This window comes from Nocardioides faecalis (genome assembly GCF_018388425.1).
Taxonomy (GTDB): Bacteria; Actinomycetota; Actinomycetes; order Propionibacteriales; family Nocardioidaceae; genus Nocardioides; species Nocardioides faecalis.
Genome location: NZ_CP074406.1, coordinates 810,914 through 826,540 on the forward strand (window position 1 = coordinate 810,914; position 15,627 = coordinate 826,540).

The 15,627-nt window shown below is 73.1% G+C and carries 15 protein-coding genes; 8 read left to right on the plus strand and 7 right to left on the minus strand.

What is annotated here, in order from left to right; all coding sequences use genetic code 11:
* The first annotated feature begins 8 nt into the window (after positions 1-8).
* From KG111_RS03760 to KG111_RS03785, 6 genes are read left to right on the plus strand one after another with little or no spacing between them, the layout of a single operon-like run.
* Positions 9-1,124 (plus strand): heme/hemin ABC transporter substrate-binding protein, encoded by a 1,116-nt coding sequence (locus tag KG111_RS03760; protein WP_205290690.1) that lies wholly within the window; start codon positions 9-11, stop codon positions 1,122-1,124.
* Complete coding sequence (locus tag KG111_RS03765) at positions 1,121-2,269, plus strand: FecCD family ABC transporter permease (RefSeq protein WP_205290689.1); 1,149 nt, start codon at positions 1,121-1,123, stop codon at positions 2,267-2,269. The genes KG111_RS03760 and KG111_RS03765 overlap by 4 nt, the downstream gene beginning before the upstream one ends.
* Positions 2,266-3,099, plus strand: a complete 834-nt coding sequence (locus KG111_RS03770; RefSeq protein ID WP_205290688.1) for a heme ABC transporter ATP-binding protein — start codon at positions 2,266-2,268, stop codon at positions 3,097-3,099. The genes KG111_RS03765 and KG111_RS03770 overlap by 4 nt, the downstream gene beginning before the upstream one ends.
* Positions 3,096-4,289: a hypothetical protein gene (locus tag KG111_RS03775; protein ID WP_205290687.1), complete on the plus strand. Its 1,194-nt coding sequence runs from the start codon at positions 3,096-3,098 to the stop codon at positions 4,287-4,289. The genes KG111_RS03770 and KG111_RS03775 overlap by 4 nt, the downstream gene beginning before the upstream one ends.
* On the plus strand, positions 4,279-5,691 hold the full coding sequence (locus KG111_RS03780) for a hypothetical protein (protein ID WP_205290686.1): 1,413 nt from the start codon (positions 4,279-4,281) through the stop codon (positions 5,689-5,691). The genes KG111_RS03775 and KG111_RS03780 overlap by 11 nt, the downstream gene beginning before the upstream one ends.
* A gap of 42 nt (positions 5,692-5,733) precedes the next feature.
* Complete coding sequence (locus tag KG111_RS03785) at positions 5,734-7,173, plus strand: HtaA domain-containing protein (protein ID WP_205290685.1); 1,440 nt, start codon at positions 5,734-5,736, stop codon at positions 7,171-7,173.
* 48 nt (positions 7,174-7,221) lie between these two features.
* Here the strand turns inward: KG111_RS03785 and KG111_RS03790 are convergent, their stop codons facing one another.
* Genes KG111_RS03790 through KG111_RS03805 form a run of 4 tightly spaced genes read right to left on the minus strand, consistent with a single transcriptional unit; the run spans position 7,222 to position 10,085 of the window.
* Entirely contained in the window at positions 7,222-7,797 is a 576-nt protein-coding gene (locus KG111_RS03790) for a TetR/AcrR family transcriptional regulator (RefSeq protein WP_205290684.1), read from the minus strand.
* A 10-nt stretch (positions 7,798-7,807) separates the two neighbouring features.
* On the minus strand, positions 7,808-8,008 hold the full coding sequence (locus KG111_RS03795) for a hypothetical protein (RefSeq protein WP_205290683.1): 201 nt from the start codon (positions 8,006-8,008) through the stop codon (positions 7,808-7,810).
* The gene (locus KG111_RS03800) at positions 8,005-9,387 is read right to left on the minus strand and encodes a sensor histidine kinase (RefSeq protein WP_205290682.1); all 1,383 of its coding nucleotides are present in this window, start codon (positions 9,385-9,387) and stop codon (positions 8,005-8,007) included. Before KG111_RS03800 ends, KG111_RS03795 begins: the two co-directional genes overlap by 4 nt.
* Entirely contained in the window at positions 9,384-10,085 is a 702-nt protein-coding gene (locus KG111_RS03805; RefSeq protein ID WP_249666283.1) for a response regulator transcription factor, read from the minus strand. The genes KG111_RS03800 and KG111_RS03805 overlap by 4 nt, the downstream gene beginning before the upstream one ends.
* A gap of 123 nt (positions 10,086-10,208) precedes the next feature.
* Here KG111_RS03805 and KG111_RS03810 point away from each other — a divergent pair, with 123 nt between their 5' ends.
* Complete coding sequence (locus tag KG111_RS03810; protein WP_205290681.1) at positions 10,209-11,333, plus strand: hypothetical protein; 1,125 nt, start codon at positions 10,209-10,211, stop codon at positions 11,331-11,333.
* A gap of 10 nt (positions 11,334-11,343) precedes the next feature.
* Here the strand turns inward: KG111_RS03810 and KG111_RS03815 are convergent, their stop codons facing one another.
* The 3 genes from KG111_RS03815 to KG111_RS03825 form a co-directional block, all read right to left on the minus strand.
* Positions 11,344-12,177, minus strand: coding sequence for a purine-nucleoside phosphorylase (locus KG111_RS03815; RefSeq protein ID WP_205290680.1), 834 nt, complete (start codon positions 12,175-12,177; stop codon positions 11,344-11,346).
* 54 nt (positions 12,178-12,231) lie between these two features.
* On the minus strand, positions 12,232-12,684 hold the full coding sequence (locus KG111_RS03820) for a gamma-glutamylcyclotransferase family protein (RefSeq protein WP_205290679.1): 453 nt from the start codon (positions 12,682-12,684) through the stop codon (positions 12,232-12,234).
* Between the two features lie 90 nt (positions 12,685-12,774).
* On the minus strand, positions 12,775-14,016 hold the full coding sequence (locus KG111_RS03825) for a S8 family peptidase (protein ID WP_205290678.1): 1,242 nt from the start codon (positions 14,014-14,016) through the stop codon (positions 12,775-12,777).
* A gap of 116 nt (positions 14,017-14,132) precedes the next feature.
* Between KG111_RS03825 and lpdA the strand changes: the two genes are divergently transcribed.
* A complete protein-coding gene (lpdA, locus tag KG111_RS03830) occupies positions 14,133-15,533 on the plus strand; it encodes a dihydrolipoyl dehydrogenase (RefSeq protein ID WP_205290677.1) in 1,401 nt (466 codons plus the stop codon).
* Positions 15,534-15,627 lie beyond the last annotated feature (94 nt).

The following is a 15,627-nucleotide window of genomic DNA, read 5'->3' on the forward strand; positions in this document are numbered from 1 at the left end:
AGTCACCCATGCCCTTCCTCCCGGCCCGCAGGACGCGCGTGCTCCCCGCGGTCGTCGCCCTCCTGGTCCTCGCGCTGGCGGGGTGCGGCCTGTCGTCGCCGGCCGGGTCGGCGAAGGACGAGCGGCCCTCCGGTGCCGCCGCACCCGACCTCGCCGACGTGAAGCCGCTGGCGGACCCCCGGGCGTGGACCGGAGCCTCGAGCGCCGTCGTCGGCGACACCGAGGTCGACCCCGTCGCGGACCCCACTCCCGAGCTGCCCGTCACCGTCACCGACAACCAGGGCACGAAGGTCACCGTCCGGGACGCCAGCCGGATCCTGGCCCTCGACGTCTACGGCACCCTGGCCCGCACCGTGTTCGAGCTCGGCCTCGGCAAGAACGTCGTCGGCCGGGACACCACCACGCGGTTCGCCGAGGCGGACGACCTCCCGCTGGTCACCCAGAACGGGCACGACCTGTCCGCTGAGTCGATCCTCGAGCTCGACCCGACCGTGATCCTCACCGACACCTCGCTCGGCCCCTGGGACGTGATCCTGCAGATGCGCGAGATCGGCATCCCCGTCGTGGTCCTCGACTCGCGCCGCGGGCTGCGCAACGTCGACGCCCTGATCACCGACGTCGCGCAGGCGCTCGGCGTGCCGAAGGCCGGGAAGGCGTTGGCGAAGCGGACCGCCGACGAGGTCGAGAAGGTGCGTGCGGTCCTCGAGCGGGTCGCCCCCGACAAGGTGAGCGACCAGCTGCGCGCCGTCTTCCTCTACGTGCGCGGCCAGGCCGGCGTCTACTACATGTTCGGCGCGGACTCCGGCGCCGAGGGGCTGATCGACGCCCTCGGGCTGTACGACGTCGCCGAGGAGATCGACTGGAACGGCATGAAGCCGGTCACCGACGAGGCGATCATCGCCGCCCAGCCCGACGTGGTGCTGATGATGACCGGCGGCCTGGACTCCGCCGGCGGGGTGAAGGGCCTGCTCGAACGCCTGCCCGCCCTGGCCAACACCCCGGCCGGCGAGCGCGAGCGCTTCGTGGACATGGAGGACTCCCAGATCCTCGGCTTCGGCCCGCTGACCGCCGACGTGCTCAACGCCCTCGGCGTCGCCGTCTACGCACCGGACGCGCTGTCATGACCGTGGCTCCGTCCAACCCGGCTCCCGGCCCCGCCGCTCCCGGTCCCGCGCGACCCGGCCGCGGTGCGCCGCGGCGTGCCGGGGCCCCGGCGCAGGCGGGATGGCGCGGCAGCCTGGGAAACCGCGTCGGCCTGATCGGTGTGCTCACCGTCGGCCTCGTGGTGGCGCTGGTGCTGGGTGCCGGGCAGGGACAGATGCAGATCCCCGCCTCCGAGGTGCTCGGCTCGATCCTGCACCGCCTCGGCCTCGACATCGGTCCGCTGCCCAGCCACCCCCGTGGCGAGGGCACCCTGTGGGAGGTCCGCTTCCCGCGGGTCGTGCTCGCCGCCCTCGTCGGAGCCTGCCTGGCCACCGCCGGCGCGGTGATGCAGGGCGTGTTCGGCAACCCGCTCGCCGAGCCCGGCGTGGTCGGTGTCGCCTCCGGCGCCTCGGTCGCTGCCGGCGCGGTCATCGTCTTCCAGATCTCCTTCCTCGGCTCCTGGACCATCGCCTTCGCGGCGTTCCTCGGCGGCCTCGTCGCCACCACGCTGGTGTACCTGCTGTCGCGGGCCGGCGGCCGGACCGAGGTCGTCACCCTCGTGCTCACCGGCGTCGCGATGAACGCGATGACCAGCGCCGCGCTGGCGTTCCTGATGTTCCTCGGCGACCAGCAGGCCCGCGAGGAGATCGTGTTCTGGACGCTGGGCAGTCTCAACGGCACCCGCTGGGAGGCCGTGACCGTGGTCGCGCCGCTCGCCGTCGTCGGGATCGTCGCCGCGCTGCTGCTGGCCCGCCCGCTCGACCTGCTGTCCCTGGGCGATCGCGCCGCCTTCCACGTCGGTATCGACGTCGAGCGGCTGCGGATGGTCGCCATCGTCGTGGTCGCCGTGCTCACCGCCGCCGCCGTCGCCTTCGCCGGCACGATCGCCTTCGTCGGTCTGGTCGTGCCGCACCTGATCCGGATGATCGCCGGGCCCGGCCACCGGTTGCTCATCCCGGCCAGCGCCCTGGGCGGCGCCGTGCTGCTCACCTTCGCCGACCTGTGGGCCCGCACCGCCATCGACAACGCCGACCTGCCGATCGGGATGCTCACCGCGCTCGTCGGCGGACCGTTCTTCTTCTGGCTCATCCGCCGCTCGCGGCGCACCGCGGGAGGCTGGGCATGAGCGCGCCGGACAGCTCGTCCTCGCTCGCCCTCGCCGCCCACGGCATCGAGGTCGAGCTCGGCGGCGCGCAGGTGCTGCGCGGCGTCGACCTGAAGGTCGCCCCCGGCGAGCTCGTCGCGCTGGTCGGCCCCAACGGCGCCGGCAAGTCGACGCTGCTCTCGGTGCTCTCCGGCGACGTGTCGCCGAGCGCGGGCACGATCGAGCTCGCGGGACGGCCCCTGGCGTCGTACTCCGCGCGGGCGGCGGCGCGCCAGCGCGCCGTGCAGCTGCAGCACCAGGGCCTGGCGTTCGGCTTCCGGGTGCTCGACGTCGTGATGATGGGCCGCAGCCCCTGGTACCGCACCCCGCGCGCGGCCGCCGACGAGGACGTCGTGTGGGCCGCGATGCGCCGCACCGAGGTCGACGTCTTCGCCGAGCGGGCCTTCCCGACGCTCTCGGGCGGGGAGCAGGCGCGTACGTCGTTCGCCCGCGCCCTCGCGCAGGAGACGCCGGTGCTGCTGCTCGACGAGCCCACCGCGGCCATGGACATCCGCCACCAGGAGGCCGTGCTGAGCGTGGCCCGGTCACTGGCCAACGAGGGCACCGCGGTGGTGGTCGTGCTGCACGACCTGTCGCTGGCCGCGGCCTACGCCGACCGCATCTGCGTGCTCAGCGCGGGCACGGTCCGCGCCGACGGCGCGCCCGCCGAGGTGTTCACGGCCGAGCTGCTCAGCGACGTCTACCAGCACCCGGTGCAGGTGCTGATGCACGAGGGCACGCCGGTGGTGGTGCCGGTCCGCGGCGCGCTGGCGAAGGCGGCGCCTGAGGTCATGGAAGGAGTCCTGGGATGAACCGGATCATGCGAGCCCGCCGCGTTCGGGTCCGAGGTGGGCGAGGCCGCCGCGGCCTGGTCGCCCTGGCGACCGGGCTCGTCCTGGCCGCCGTGCCGGCGCTGGCCGGCCCCCTGCCGGCCGCCCAGGCCGCGGCGCGGGTGAGCATCGCCAACGACCAGGGCAGCGCCGCGATCGACCCGACCTACAGCACCCGGCTGAAGGTCACCGGCCGCGGCTTCCAGTCGATCCGCAGCGGCCACGGCGGCATCTACGTCTTCTTCGGCACCGTCTCTGGCCAGTGGCGCCCCAGCAAGGGCGGCTCCACCGGCGAGAACTACTTCTACGTGCCCGACAACGAGTCCAAGGACAACGCCGGGCACCAGAGCTACGTCGCGTTCCCGGGCTCCGACACCGCGGCGTCGGCCAACGGCGGCGTCGTGTCCGCCGACGGCCGCTGGTCGGCCACCGTCACCGTGCCCGGCGCCACGTTCAAGGCCGTGGACCGCAAGGGACGGGTGCGCACCGTCGACTGCCGCAAGGTCACCTGCGGGATCATCACCGTCGGTGCCCACGGCGTCGCCAACTCCGCCAACGAGACCTTCACCCCCGTCGCGGTCAAGGACCTGTACGGCGGCAAGCAGCCCCCCGGCGGAGGCTCCACCGCGCCGAGCGCCACGGCGACGCAGGACTCGGGCACGGCCACCGCGCAGCCCGATGCCGGCGACGCCACCGGCGACGGTGCGTCCCCGGACGCCACCGGCGAGGTGCCCGCCGCCGGCAAGCCCGTGCTGAGCGTCGACCGCACCTCGGCGGTCGCCGGCCGCGTGCTCTCCTTCACCGCCCGCGGGTTGCCGGCGGGGGCACAGGTCTCCGCCGTGCTCGACGACGGCGTGGCCGCCGCCGGGCCGTTCCTGGTCAGCGCCCAGGGCCAGGTCACCGGTGTGCTCACCCTGCCCCTGGACCTCGGCAGCGGCACCCACGAGCTGCGGCTCTTCGGCCTCGCCGGCGAGGACGCGCCCCTGGTGCGCTTCGCCGTCGCCCCGGCCGACGACACCACGCCGGTCGCGGCGCAGACCGAAGCCGCGGAGGAGACCGACGTCGACGGGCTCGGCATCTGGTTCTTCCTGGCCGCCGGGCTGATCCTGCTCGCCGCGGTGCTGCGGCTGGTCCTGCTCGCCCGCCGCCCGAAGGCCGCCGATGCTGCCTAGTCCGCGTCGCGCGCTCGCCGCCGTCCTCGCCGTCCTGGCGCTGACCGCCTTCGCGGTCGGCCTGGCCACGATGGGGGCCGGCACGGCCTCGGCGGAGCCGGCGGCGCCGGAGTCCACCGGCGCCCCGACCGACCCGCCGACCGACCCGCCGACCGACGGGCCGACCGACGGGCCGAGCGACACCCCGAGCGACACCCCGAGCGACACCCCGACCGACACCCCGACCGACACCCCGACCGACACCCCGACCGCCACCCCGAGCGACCCTGCAGGGGAGGGGGCCGAGAAGGTCGACAGCGCCGTGCTGCGCTGGGGCCTGAACATCGAGTCCAACACGGCGGCGTACAACCCCGGCACCTACAACTTCCCCGTCGCCGGCCGGATCCCGAACCCGGGCAGGGGCGGGGTGCAGCTCCCGGCAGCGCAGTGGCGGCAGAAGGTCGGCGACGTCGCGGTGGAGAAGTGGAACGCCTCCGCGAAGGCGTGGCGACCTGCGACGTGGAAGGGCCTCAGCGAGGACAGCTCCGGCAAGAAGCTCCGCATCGGCACGTCCAGCGAGCACCAGCTGGTCTTCTCCGGCGGCACCGGCACCCTGGACCGCGAGGCGGGCACCGCCCGCATCGCCTGGGACGGCGACGCCACCGTCGTCTACTACTCCGGCATCTCCTTCTTCTACCTCAGCGACCCCGTGCTGACGGTCGCGAACGGACGCGGCACGATCACCGCGACCCTCGGCGGATTCGGCTCGTCGCAGGCAGACATGTCGCAGTGGATCCCGCTGCCGGAGACAGAGGTCACCATGGCGACGCTGTCCGGCGTCAGCCTCACCGGCGACGGGTTCACGGTCAGCCCCGACTTCCGCGGCGTCGCCGTCGAGGTGGCCTCCGGCACCCAGAAGCGCACCGGCGAGGGCTGGGGCGCGTTCCCGCAGAGCTGGGTCAGCTTCATGGAGAAGGTCGGCACCGCGTCGTTCTGGTACACCAGCGGTGGCGCAGCCGACCCCAACAAGGTCCCGCTGCCGCTGACCGTCTCCTTCGCCGCGGACCGCGTGGTCGCGCCCACGCCGGCGCCCCAGAGCCAGGCGCCGGTCGAGGTGGAGAACAGCGCGCCGCCGCCGCCGGTCACCACCACGACCGGAACGGACGCCGGCACCCCGGTGGCATCGGGCGTCCAGCCGTTCGCTGCCGGAGCCCCCGCCGCCGCCGTACCGCCCGTGCTGGGCGCGCCGCTCGCCGCGCCGGAGCTGGTGCTGGACCGCACCGCCGGCCAGGTCCGGCTGCTGCCGACCGCGGCCCCCGCCGACGACGACGTACGACGCAGCTGGACCTGGTGGGGCGGGGGAGCAATCCTGCTCCTCGCCGCCGCCGCGCTGCTCGTGCCGCCCGTGCCCGCACGGCCCTGAACCACTCCTCTCGAAGCGCACCACCCAAGGAAGGGAAGCTCCATGTCCTCACTCACCCCTCGCCGGCGCAGCCGCCTGCGCGCCACCGTCGCGGCGACCGCGGCAGCCGGCGTCACCGCCGCCGGGCTCAGCCTCGTTCCTGGCGCCTTCGTGCCCGCGAACGCCGACGCGGCCAACGCCGAGCTGCGCTGGGAGATCTCGGGCTGGTTCGACAACCACCTGAGCACCCACAGCTACGCCGGAGGCGTCACGGAGGACGGCGACGGCGTGCTCACCTTCGGCGGCGGAGAGCGCTCCGTGGTCGATGGCGTGGAGCAGGTGCAGTACGACGGTGCCGTCACCGGTGCCTTCGAGTTCATGGGCACGAGGCATTACTCGATCACCGTCAAGGACCCCGTCGTCGTGGTCGACGGGAACGACGGCGCGATCAAGGCGACGGTGTCGGCGACGGTCGACCAGGCTCCGGACACCGCGCCGGCGCTCGTGACACTGACCACGTTCGACGTCAGCGCGGCGAGCCGTACCACCGGCGCCGGTCTCGACACGCTGACGGCGACGCCGCGCTGGGCGGACGTCCTGCCCACGGGAACGGCCCCCGCCGAGCTCGAGCTCGCCGCTGACAGGCCGCTCGAGGGCAAGTCGTGGGATGTCTCCCTGCTCAAGCACCTCCCGAGCTCGCTGCGGGCCCACTTCCACAAGACCGGCACCTCGGCGAGCCAGGAGACCAAGGCACCCGCTCAGTTCTCCGCCGAGATCCCGACGGCAGCTCCGGCGCCGGCCGCCCCGAAGGTGCGGGTGGCGACCACGGCGCAGAGCGCCGCGGGCGCGACCGTCAAGGTCGACGGCACCGGGTTCGTGGCACCGGTCACCGGCGCCGCCGGCATCTACGTCGTCGTCGGCAAGGCCGGCGGCCGACCGCAGGGCCAGTCCGCTGCTGAGGGCATCAAGAACTCCGTGGCCGCTGCCTGGCTGGCGAACACCCCCACCCCGGGTGCCACCGGCGTCCTGAAGGACGGTGCGTTCTCGCTCTCCCTGAACCTTCCCGCCGCCAAGCTCGCGAAGGGACAGGCCTACTCCGTCTACACCTTCCAGGCACACCTGGTCGCCGACGCCAGCTACGACACCGAGACCCGCGTCGTGCTCGACGGGAGCAAGATCTTCCCGGTCAAGCCCGCCGCGACGACCGCGAAGATCAAGGTCTCCAAGGTCCCGACGACCAAGAAGAAGGGCAAGGTCGTCATCACCGTCACGGGCGGCGCCAAGAAGGCCTCCGGCAAGGTGAAGGTCACCTACAACGGCGGCAAGCTCAAGGGCAAGAAGGTCAAGGTCTCCAAGACCGTGCGCCTGGGCGCCAACGGCACGGTCTCGGTGACCCTGCCGAAGTCCGCCAAGGGCAAGCGCACCGTCAAGGTCAAGTACCTCGGCACCAACACGCACAAGGCCACCAAGACGGTCTCGAAGAAGATCAACGTCAAGAAGTGACGCCGCCGGCCGGTCCCCGCAGCGCGCGGGGGCCGGCTCAGGTGTGACTCAGTCGCCCGAGCCCTCGGCGCCGACCGCCCGCAGCACGAAGTCCTCGATCGCTGCGACGGGAAGGTGCCGGGGGCTCAGGCATGCGTGGACCAGCGACAGCGTGGCGTCGAGGTCGTCGAAGGAGAACTCCCCGCACTCCCGGCCCCGCTGAAGGATCCCGCGCAGCACGCCCTCGACCTCGACCACGTGGTCGCGGATCTCCAGGCGTGCGGTCGGCGACAGGAAGCCGTACAGCGCCGGGCCGAAGCCCATGTGGAACTTCTCGCCGGCGGCGAGGTGGTGGCGCACGTAGATGCGCAGCTGCTGTGCCGGGTCGTCGGATTCGGTGAGCGCGGCCTGCAGCTCGGTGGTGTAGGCCTGCGTCTCGTGCGTGGCGAAGGCGACCAGCACCGCCTCCTTGTCGCTGAAGTGGTGGTAGATCGCCGTACGCCCGATGCCGGCGCGCTCGGCCAGACCGCGCATCGTCACCGCGTCGAAGCTGCTCTCGCCCATCAGCTCCGCGAACGCCTCGAAGATGCGACGCCGCAACTGCTCGCGATGAGCGCTCAGCGTCTCTCCCTCGATACGTGGCACGTAGCGAACCCTAGCGCCGCGTCGGCTCGGCCGTTGGGGGCCGCTGGGTCGGCTGGGTCGGCTGGGGCGGTTCGGTCGGCTGCAGTCGTTCCGGCACCCGCTCGGGGTCGATGCGGCGCACCTCGTCGTCGGCAGGGACCCCGCACGCCGCGGCGCCGAGGGCGACGAGCAGGGCGAGGGTGCCCGCCCGGGTCCGCACCCGCCGCCTCACTCGGGCTCCTGGGTCTCGCTCAGGGGCAGGGTGAGGACGAAGTCCGCGCCCCGGGGATGGTGGTCGACGTAGCGCACCGAGCCGCCGTGGGCGAGGGCGGTGCCCTCCACGATGCTGAGCCCCAGACCGCTGCCACCACCGCTGCCGCGGGCGCCGAGCCTGGTGAAGCGCTCGAAGACCCGCGCGGTGTCCTGGGCCGCGATCCCGGGGCCGCGGTCGCGCACGTGGATCTCCACCTCGTCCCCGACGCGGCGGACCACGACGCTGTGCAGGCCCCCGCCGTGGGTCTGCGCGTTGCGGACCAGGTTGCTCAGCGCGCGCCGGATCTGCGGCTGGTCGACCCGGACGGCCACCTCGTCGAGGATCTCGACCCGCGAGGTGTCCACCTGGTTCTCCCGGAGCGCGTGGGCGACGAGGTCGCCCACCGGCACGACCTCGGCGTCGGCGTCGGCGTCGGCGTCGGGGACGCGGGCGTCGAGCCGCTCCAGTGCGATCAGGTCCTCCAGCGCCTGCCGCAGCCGCGCCACCTCCGCGGCCATCAGGCCGACCGCCGTGGCCGAGCGCTCGGAGAGCTCGGGGTCGCGCTGCACCACGCCGAGGCTGGTCGTCAGCGTCGAGACAGGGGTGCGCAGCTCGTGGCTGACGTTGGCCGCGAACCGGGCGTCGGCCTGGATCCGCTCGGCGACGGCATCGACCATCGTGTTGAAGGAGCGCACGAGCCCCGCCAGGTCGGGGTCCTCGTTGTCCTGCAGGCGGGTGTCGAGGTCACCCTCGGCGATGCGGGAGGCGGCGTCGGCGACCTGGTGCAGGGGGTGCAGCATGCGGCGGGTGGCGAACCAGCCCAGGGCGACCCCGGCCAGCGTCGTGCCGCCGGCGGAGATGGCGAGCGTCGTGCGGAGCGTGCCCAGCGTGGTCGCCAGCTCCTCGGTCGGCGTGGCCTCGTAGTACTCGGCCTCGATGTCGGGCAGGGGGGTGCCCACGACCAGCGAGGGCGGCCGGGTCTGCGACGACCAGCTGAGCGCGACGTCGCCGTCCGCGACGGCGCGCGCCACGCCGTCGGTGATGTCCGGACCCGTCGGGGCGGGCCCCACGGTGTGCCAGGTGCCGTCCAGTCGCAGGTAGACGGTGGTGCGGCTGCTGATGTTGAGGCCTTCCAGGACGGTCTCCACGTCGCGGTCCGGGTCCTGCAGTGCGGCCTGCACCAGACCGGCGCCGTTGAAGGCCTGGCGCACCGCGGAGCGCTCCCGCTGCTCGACGATGTAGTGCCGTGCCGCCAGGTAGGTGCTGGCCGCCATCAGCAGGCTGATCAGCAGCGCCCCGGCGCCGAACGCGATGAGGACCGAGGCCCGCAGCCCGCGGGTACGACGCAGCCGGCTCATCTCACGTTCAGCCGGTAGCCGAGGCCGCGGACGGTGGAGAGCAGCTGGGGTCGTCCGGGGTCGGCCTCGATCTTGGTGCGCAGGCGGCGCACGTGGACGTCGACGACCCGCTCGTCGCCGTAGTGCCCGTCGGACCAGGCGTGCGCGAGCAGGGTGCTGCGGCTGAGCACCTGGCCGGCGTGGGCCGAGAGCGCGACGAGGAGCTGGTACTCGGTGTGCGTCAGGTGGATCTCCTCGCCGCCGCGGGTCAGCGAGGCCGCATCCTGGTCGAAGACCAGCGGTCCGTGCGTGGAGTCGAGGACCTTGCCGCTGGTCCCCGCGGATCCGTGCTCGGCGATCGTCGGACGGCGCAGCGCGGCGGCCAGGCGCGCCTGGACCTCCTCGACGTCGAAGGGCTTGCGGACGTAGTCGTCGGCACCGGCCTCCAGCGCCAGCACGACATCGGTGGTGCTGTCGCGGGCGCTGATCACGATGATCGGCGCCGTCGTGTGCTGCCGGGCCTGGCGGATGAAGGTGAAGCCGTCGACACCCCCGAGCATCAGGTCGACCAGCATCACGTCCACCGGCCCGGCCAGGACCGCCTGCAGCGCCGTCTCGGCGCGCTCGGCCTCCACGACCTCCTTGCCGTCCTGCTCCAGCATCAGCCGCAACGAGGTGCGCAGGTGGTCGTCGTCCTCCAGCACCAGCACCCGCGTCACCGCCCCATGGTGCCACCGCGAGCCCCGGGAGCCGGGCGGGGGCGGGTCGCGCCGGACGGATTGTCACGCAACTGCAAAGTCGTCGCCGGGTCACCGCCAAGAGCAGACGTGACCATCTGCTCCGTGAATCGAGTGGAGCGTCCTGCCCGTCCCGGGCCGCGCAGCCGGATCGTGCACATCGGGCTGCCGAAGACCGGGACCTCCGCGGTGCAGCGGTCGATGTTCGCGGGGCGGGAGGCGCTGGCCGAGCACGGCGTGGTCAGCGTGGCGCGCAACCACCACCCCTACCGGGCGGCGCGAGCGGCGGCGGGCGAGCCGCTTCCGTTCCTGCGCGAGGAGGGCGAGCGCGACTGGCGGCAGCTCTCTGGCGACTTCGCCCGCTCCGTCGCACCGGTGACCTACCTCTCCGCGGAGTCCCTCGCCGGCGCCCCCGAGGAGCGGGTGCGGGCCATCGTCGAGGACCTCGGCGGGGACCTCCAGGTCGTGGTGACGCTGCGCGCGCTCGCGCCCCTGCTCCGCTCGCGGTGGCAGGCCTCGATCATCAAGGGCGGGCGCCGGTCGCTGGAGAACTGGCTGCAGGTGGTGCTCGCTCCCGGCGCGAGCGGGCTGGAGCGGTGGAGCGTCCCGGCGGTGCTGGACCGGTGGGGGCCCGTGGTGGGGGAGGACCGGTTGTTGTTCGTCGTGCCCGACCCGGCGGACCCCGAGGACCTGCTGCGCCACTTCGAGGCGCTGCTCGGGGTCCCGGAGCACACCCTCGCCCCGCCGGACTGGGACAACCGCGGGATGCCCTTCACCGTCTACGAGATGCTGCGTCAGTTCAACGCCGCGCAGGCCGAGCAGGGCGTCGAGGACGAGGTGCGGGCCGCCCGGTTGCGGCACCAGGTGATGCGCAGCGTGCGGGCGGTCCCAGGGCTGAGCGCGGCGCCGGTGCCGGTGCCCCGCTGGGCCGCGGAGAAGGCCAACGTCGTCGCCCAGGGCTGGATCGAACGACTGCGGCACTCCTCGGCCACGGTGGCGGGCGACGTGGGTGCCCTCCTGGTCGACCCCGCCCCGCTCCCCGAGCGCGTGGCGCAGCCGGCGTCGATCTCGGTGCGGGACGCCGGCCTGCTGGCGCACGCCATGCACCGCTCCGGTGTGGTGCAGGCGGACCGCGATGCCCGGGCGGGCGAGCCCCGGGGCGAGGGCCTCGGGCTGCGCGACCTGAGCGGCCTGCTGCGGCGTCGCCTCGCGCGCCGGCCGGCTCGCTAGGTCTGACCCCTCAGATCCGCGGCACGAGCCGGGTGAGCAGGTCGCCCATCCGGGTGGCCGCGGCGCGGCCGGCCTCGAGCACCTCGGCGTGGTTCAGCGGCGCGTCGCTGATCCCGGCGGCGAGGTTGGTGACCAGGCTGATGCCCAGCACCTCCATGCCGGCCTCGCGGGCGGCGATCGCCTCCAGCGTGGTGCTCATCCCGACCAGGTGACCGCCGAGGATGCCGGCCATGCGGACCTCCGCCGGCGTCTCGTAGTGCGGGCCGGGGAACTGCACGTAGACGCCCTCGTCCAGCGACGGCTCCACCTCGCGGCACATCGCCCGCAGTCGGGCGGAGTAGAGGTCGGTGAGGTCGACGAAGTTGGCGCCGACGATGGGGGAACGGCCGGTGAGGTTGATGTGGTCGCTGATCAGCACCGGCGTGCCCGGGGTCCAGGACTCCTTCAGCCCGCCGCAGCCGTTGGTCAGCACGATCGCGCGGCAGCCGGCGGCCGCGGCGGTCCGCACGCCGTGCACGACGGCGGCGACGCCGCGGCCCTCGTAGTAGTGGGTGCGGCTCAAGAACAGCAGCAGGTGACGGTCCTCGCCCCCGTCGGTGCCGGGGATCCGGATCGAGCGGATCTTGCCGGAGTGGCCCGCGACGGCGGCCGCGGCGAAGCCGGGCAGCTCGGTGACGTCGATCTCGGTCGTGTTCGCCCCGCCGCTGGCGTCGAGCGCGTCCGCGGCCGGCAGCCAGCCGGAGCCCAGCACCAGGGCCACGTCGTGCCGGGCCACCCCGGTCAGCTCGGCGAGGCGGGCGGCGGCCTCTTCGGCCAGGACGTACGGCGTGGGGGACTCAGTCACACGCCTCACCCTAGTCCTGGGGTCGCTCTCGCTTCCGGTCCCGGCCCGCGGCCGTCACAGGCCTGTGGAGCGGCAGCTGCGGGCGCGCAGTGCCGCCACGTAGTCGTCCGGGGCGCCGGCGGCCTCGGCCGCATCGGCGATGACGCCCAGGTACGACGCCGAGGGCAGCCCGCCCTCGAACGCGTCGAGCACGTAGGTCCACGCCACGACCTCGCCGGCCATGGTCGAGATCCGCACCCTCGTGCGGCGGTACAGGCCGGAGTCGGCCGACTCCCACTGGTCCAGGCCGGGCTCGTCGAGCGGGCTGACGTCGTACACGGCGACGAAGACCGCACTCGTCGGGTCCTGCACGATCGTCGCCAGCGCGCCGTCCCAGCCGTGCTCCTCGCCGCCGAAGGTGAGGCGCCAGCCCGTCAGCCAGCCCGTGGTCTGCAGCGGCGAGTGCGGGCACCGCTCGCCCATCCGGGCGGGGTCCAGGTTGGTGCCGTAGGCGGCGTACGACGTCACGCGCTGAAGGCTAGTGCCTCGACCGAGCCCCGCGCCGCCGAGTCGTCCGGGACCACCGCGGGTCCCGGCCGGCTCGACGGCGCCGCAGGCTCACTGGGCGACGTGGAGCAGGTGGTTGGCGGGCGTGGCCGCCGAGCAGAGGATCAGCAGCAGGCAGGTGCGCGCGGTGCCGGAGATCTTCGCCTTGGTGCTCGCCTCGACGATCGCGGCGTTGACCGCGCTCGGTGAGGCACCCGGGTTCGCCGAGAGGTAGAGGGCGACCGCGCCGGCCACGTGCGGGGCGGCCATCGAGGTGCCGCTGATCGTGCGCACCCCGTTGTCCAGCCAGGTGGAGGTGATGTCCACGCCGGGGGCGAACAGGTCCACGCAGGTGCCGCGGTTGGAGAAGCTGGCGCGGGCGTCGTTGCGGTCGCTGGCCGCGACGGTGAGCGCACCCGGGACCCGGGCCGGCGACGTCGAGCAGGCGTCGGTGTTCTCGTTGCCGGCGGCGACCGCCATCGTCACACCGTCGGCGATGACCTGCTGCACGGCGGTGTCGAGCGCGGTGGAGGCGCCGCCGCCGAGGCTCATGTTCGCCACGGCCGGGCGGCCGGCCTGGTGGTGCGCCACGACCCAGTCCAGGCCCGCGATCACGCCGGAGTTGGAGCCGGAGCCTTCGCAGTCCAGGACTCGCACGCCGATCAGCCGGGCACGTTCGGCCACCCCGTAGGTGGTGGCGCCGACGGTGCCGGCCACATGGGTGCCGTGGCCGTTGCAGTCGCTGGCGTCGGCGTCGCCGTCCACGGTGTCGGTGCCGTGCACCGCACGGCCCCCGAGGTCGGGGTGGCTCACCGCGATGCCGGTGTCGACGACGTACACGTCGACGCCGGCGCCGGTGCGGGAGGTGGCGAACCGGTTGTCCAGCGGCAGGTTGCGCTGGTCGAGCCGGTCCTGCCCCCAGCTGCCGGTCGGGCTCTGCACCTCGCTGGCGCGCACCGTGCGGTCCAGCTCGACCGCCAGCACCCGGGAGTCGGTGCGCAGCAGCGACAGCAGGGCGTCGGTGAGCGTGGCGGCGAAACCGTTGAGCGCCCTGGTGTAGACGTGGTTGACCTCGCCGCCGCGCCGGGTCACCAGGTTGCGGGCGGTGGCCCGCGCGTCGGCGTTCGGCTCGAGGGTGACGATCACGTCGAGCAGCCCCGGCGCCTTCGCGGGCAGGCCGACAGCGGCCGGAGCGGGCGCCGCAGCGGTGGCCGGGACACCCTCCGAGGGGGTGGCGGAGGCGGCGAGGGGGACGTGGAGCAGGCCGGCGAGAGCGAGCGCGCAGGCAGAGGTGAGACCGAGGAACCGAGACATCGGGAGCAGCTCTTTCCGTCGTGGGCGGCGACCCCATGTCGCCGTACCGTTGAGTAGATCGAACTCTGCCCCAACGTGATGCGGGCCACAAGGCGCCCCGGTCTAGGCTGGGCGCCGTGAGCCACTTCGATGTCCTCGTCCTTGGTGCCGGCCCCGGTGGGTACGTCGCCGCGATCCGCGCCGCGCAGCTCGGCAAGTCCGTTGCCGTGATCGAGAAGCAGTACTGGGGCGGTGTGTGCCTCAACGTGGGCTGCATCCCGTCCAAGGCGCTGCTGCGCAACGCCGAGCTGGCGCACACGCTGACCCACGAGAAGGCGAAGTTCGGCATCGAGGGCGACGCCACGATGTCCTACGGCCCGACCCACAAGCGGTCGCGCCAGGTGAGCGCCGGCATCGTCAAGGGCGTCCACTACCTGATGAAGAAGAACAAGATCACCGAGATCGACGGCTGGGGCACCTTCACCGGACCGAAGACGATCGCGGTCAAGGGCGAGGACGGCTCGACCACCGAGCACACCGCCGACAACGTGATCATCGCCGCCGGCGCCACCGTGCGCACCGTGCCCGGCGTGGAGGTCAACGGCAAGAACATCGTCACCTACGAGGAGCTGATCCTCGACGAGAACCTGCCGTCCTCGCTCATCATCGGCGGCTCCGGTGCCATCGGCGTCGAGTTCGCCTACGTGATGAAGAACTTCGGCGTCGACGTCACCATCGTGGAGTTCCTGGACCGGATGGTGCCCACCGAGGACGCCGACGTGTCCAAGGAGCTGGCCAAGCACTACAAGAAGCTCGGCGTGAAGGTGCTGACCTCCACCGCCGTCAAGGGCGTGGAGGACACCGGCTCCGGGGTCAAGGTCCGCGTCGCGCCGGCCGGCGGCGGCGACGAGCAGGTGCTCGAGGCCGACAAGTTCCTGGCCGCCTTCGGCTTCGCCCCGCGCACCGAGGGCTACGGCCTGGAGAACACCGGCGTGGAGCTCACCGACCGCGGCGCGATCGCGATCGACGAGTACTGCCGCACCAACGTCGACGGCGTCTACGCCATCGGCGACGTCACCGCCAAGATGATGCTCGCCCACGTCGCCGAGGCGATGGGCATCGTCGCCGCGGAGACCATTGCCGGTGCGGAGACCATGCCGATCGAGTACGACTTCATCCCGCGCGCGACCTACTGCCAGCCGCAGATCGGCTCCTTCGGCTACAGCGAGGCGCAGGCCAAGGAGAAGGGGTACGACGTCAAGACGGCCACCTTCCCGTTCTCCGCGAACGGCAAGGCCCAAGGCCTCGGCGAGGCCGTCGGCTTCGTCAAGGTCATCGCCGACGCCGAGCACAACGAGATCCTCGGCGCGTACATGATCGGCCCCGACGTCACCGAGCTGCTGCCCGTGCTGACCCTGGCGCAGAAGTGGGACCTCACCGCCGACGAGGTCGGCCGCAACGTGTTCGCCCACCCGACGCTGTCGGAGTCGGTGAAGGAGGCCATCCACGGCATCTCGGGACACATGATCAACCTCTGAGCGGTCCCCGCACCGGCTCTCAACGACGGCCGCCGTCCCACCCGGGACGGTGGCCGTCGTCGTCATCTCGTCGTCGTCAGGTGACGTAGCCAAC

What these genes read in the sequence shown, in the direction of transcription:
- KG111_RS03760 (WP_205290690.1), top strand. Translation starts at nt 9, where the DNA reads ATGCCCTTCCTCCCGGCCCGCAGGACGCGCGTGCTCCCCGCGGTCGTC.
- KG111_RS03765 (WP_205290689.1), top strand. Translation starts at nt 1,121, where the DNA reads ATGACCGTGGCTCCGTCCAACCCGGCTCCCGGCCCCGCCGCTCCCGGT.
- KG111_RS03770 (WP_205290688.1), top strand. Translation starts at nt 2,266, where the DNA reads ATGAGCGCGCCGGACAGCTCGTCCTCGCTCGCCCTCGCCGCCCACGGC.
- KG111_RS03775 (WP_205290687.1), top strand. Translation starts at nt 3,096, where the DNA reads ATGAACCGGATCATGCGAGCCCGCCGCGTTCGGGTCCGAGGTGGGCGA.
- KG111_RS03780 (WP_205290686.1), top strand. Translation starts at nt 4,279, where the DNA reads ATGCTGCCTAGTCCGCGTCGCGCGCTCGCCGCCGTCCTCGCCGTCCTG.
- KG111_RS03785 (WP_205290685.1), top strand. Translation starts at nt 5,734, where the DNA reads ATGTCCTCACTCACCCCTCGCCGGCGCAGCCGCCTGCGCGCCACCGTC.
- KG111_RS03800 (WP_205290682.1), bottom strand. Translation starts at nt 9,387, where the DNA reads ATGAGCCGGCTGCGTCGTACCCGCGGGCTGCGGGCCTCGGTCCTCATC.
- KG111_RS03825 (WP_205290678.1), bottom strand. Translation starts at nt 14,016, where the DNA reads ATGTCTCGGTTCCTCGGTCTCACCTCTGCCTGCGCGCTCGCTCTCGCC.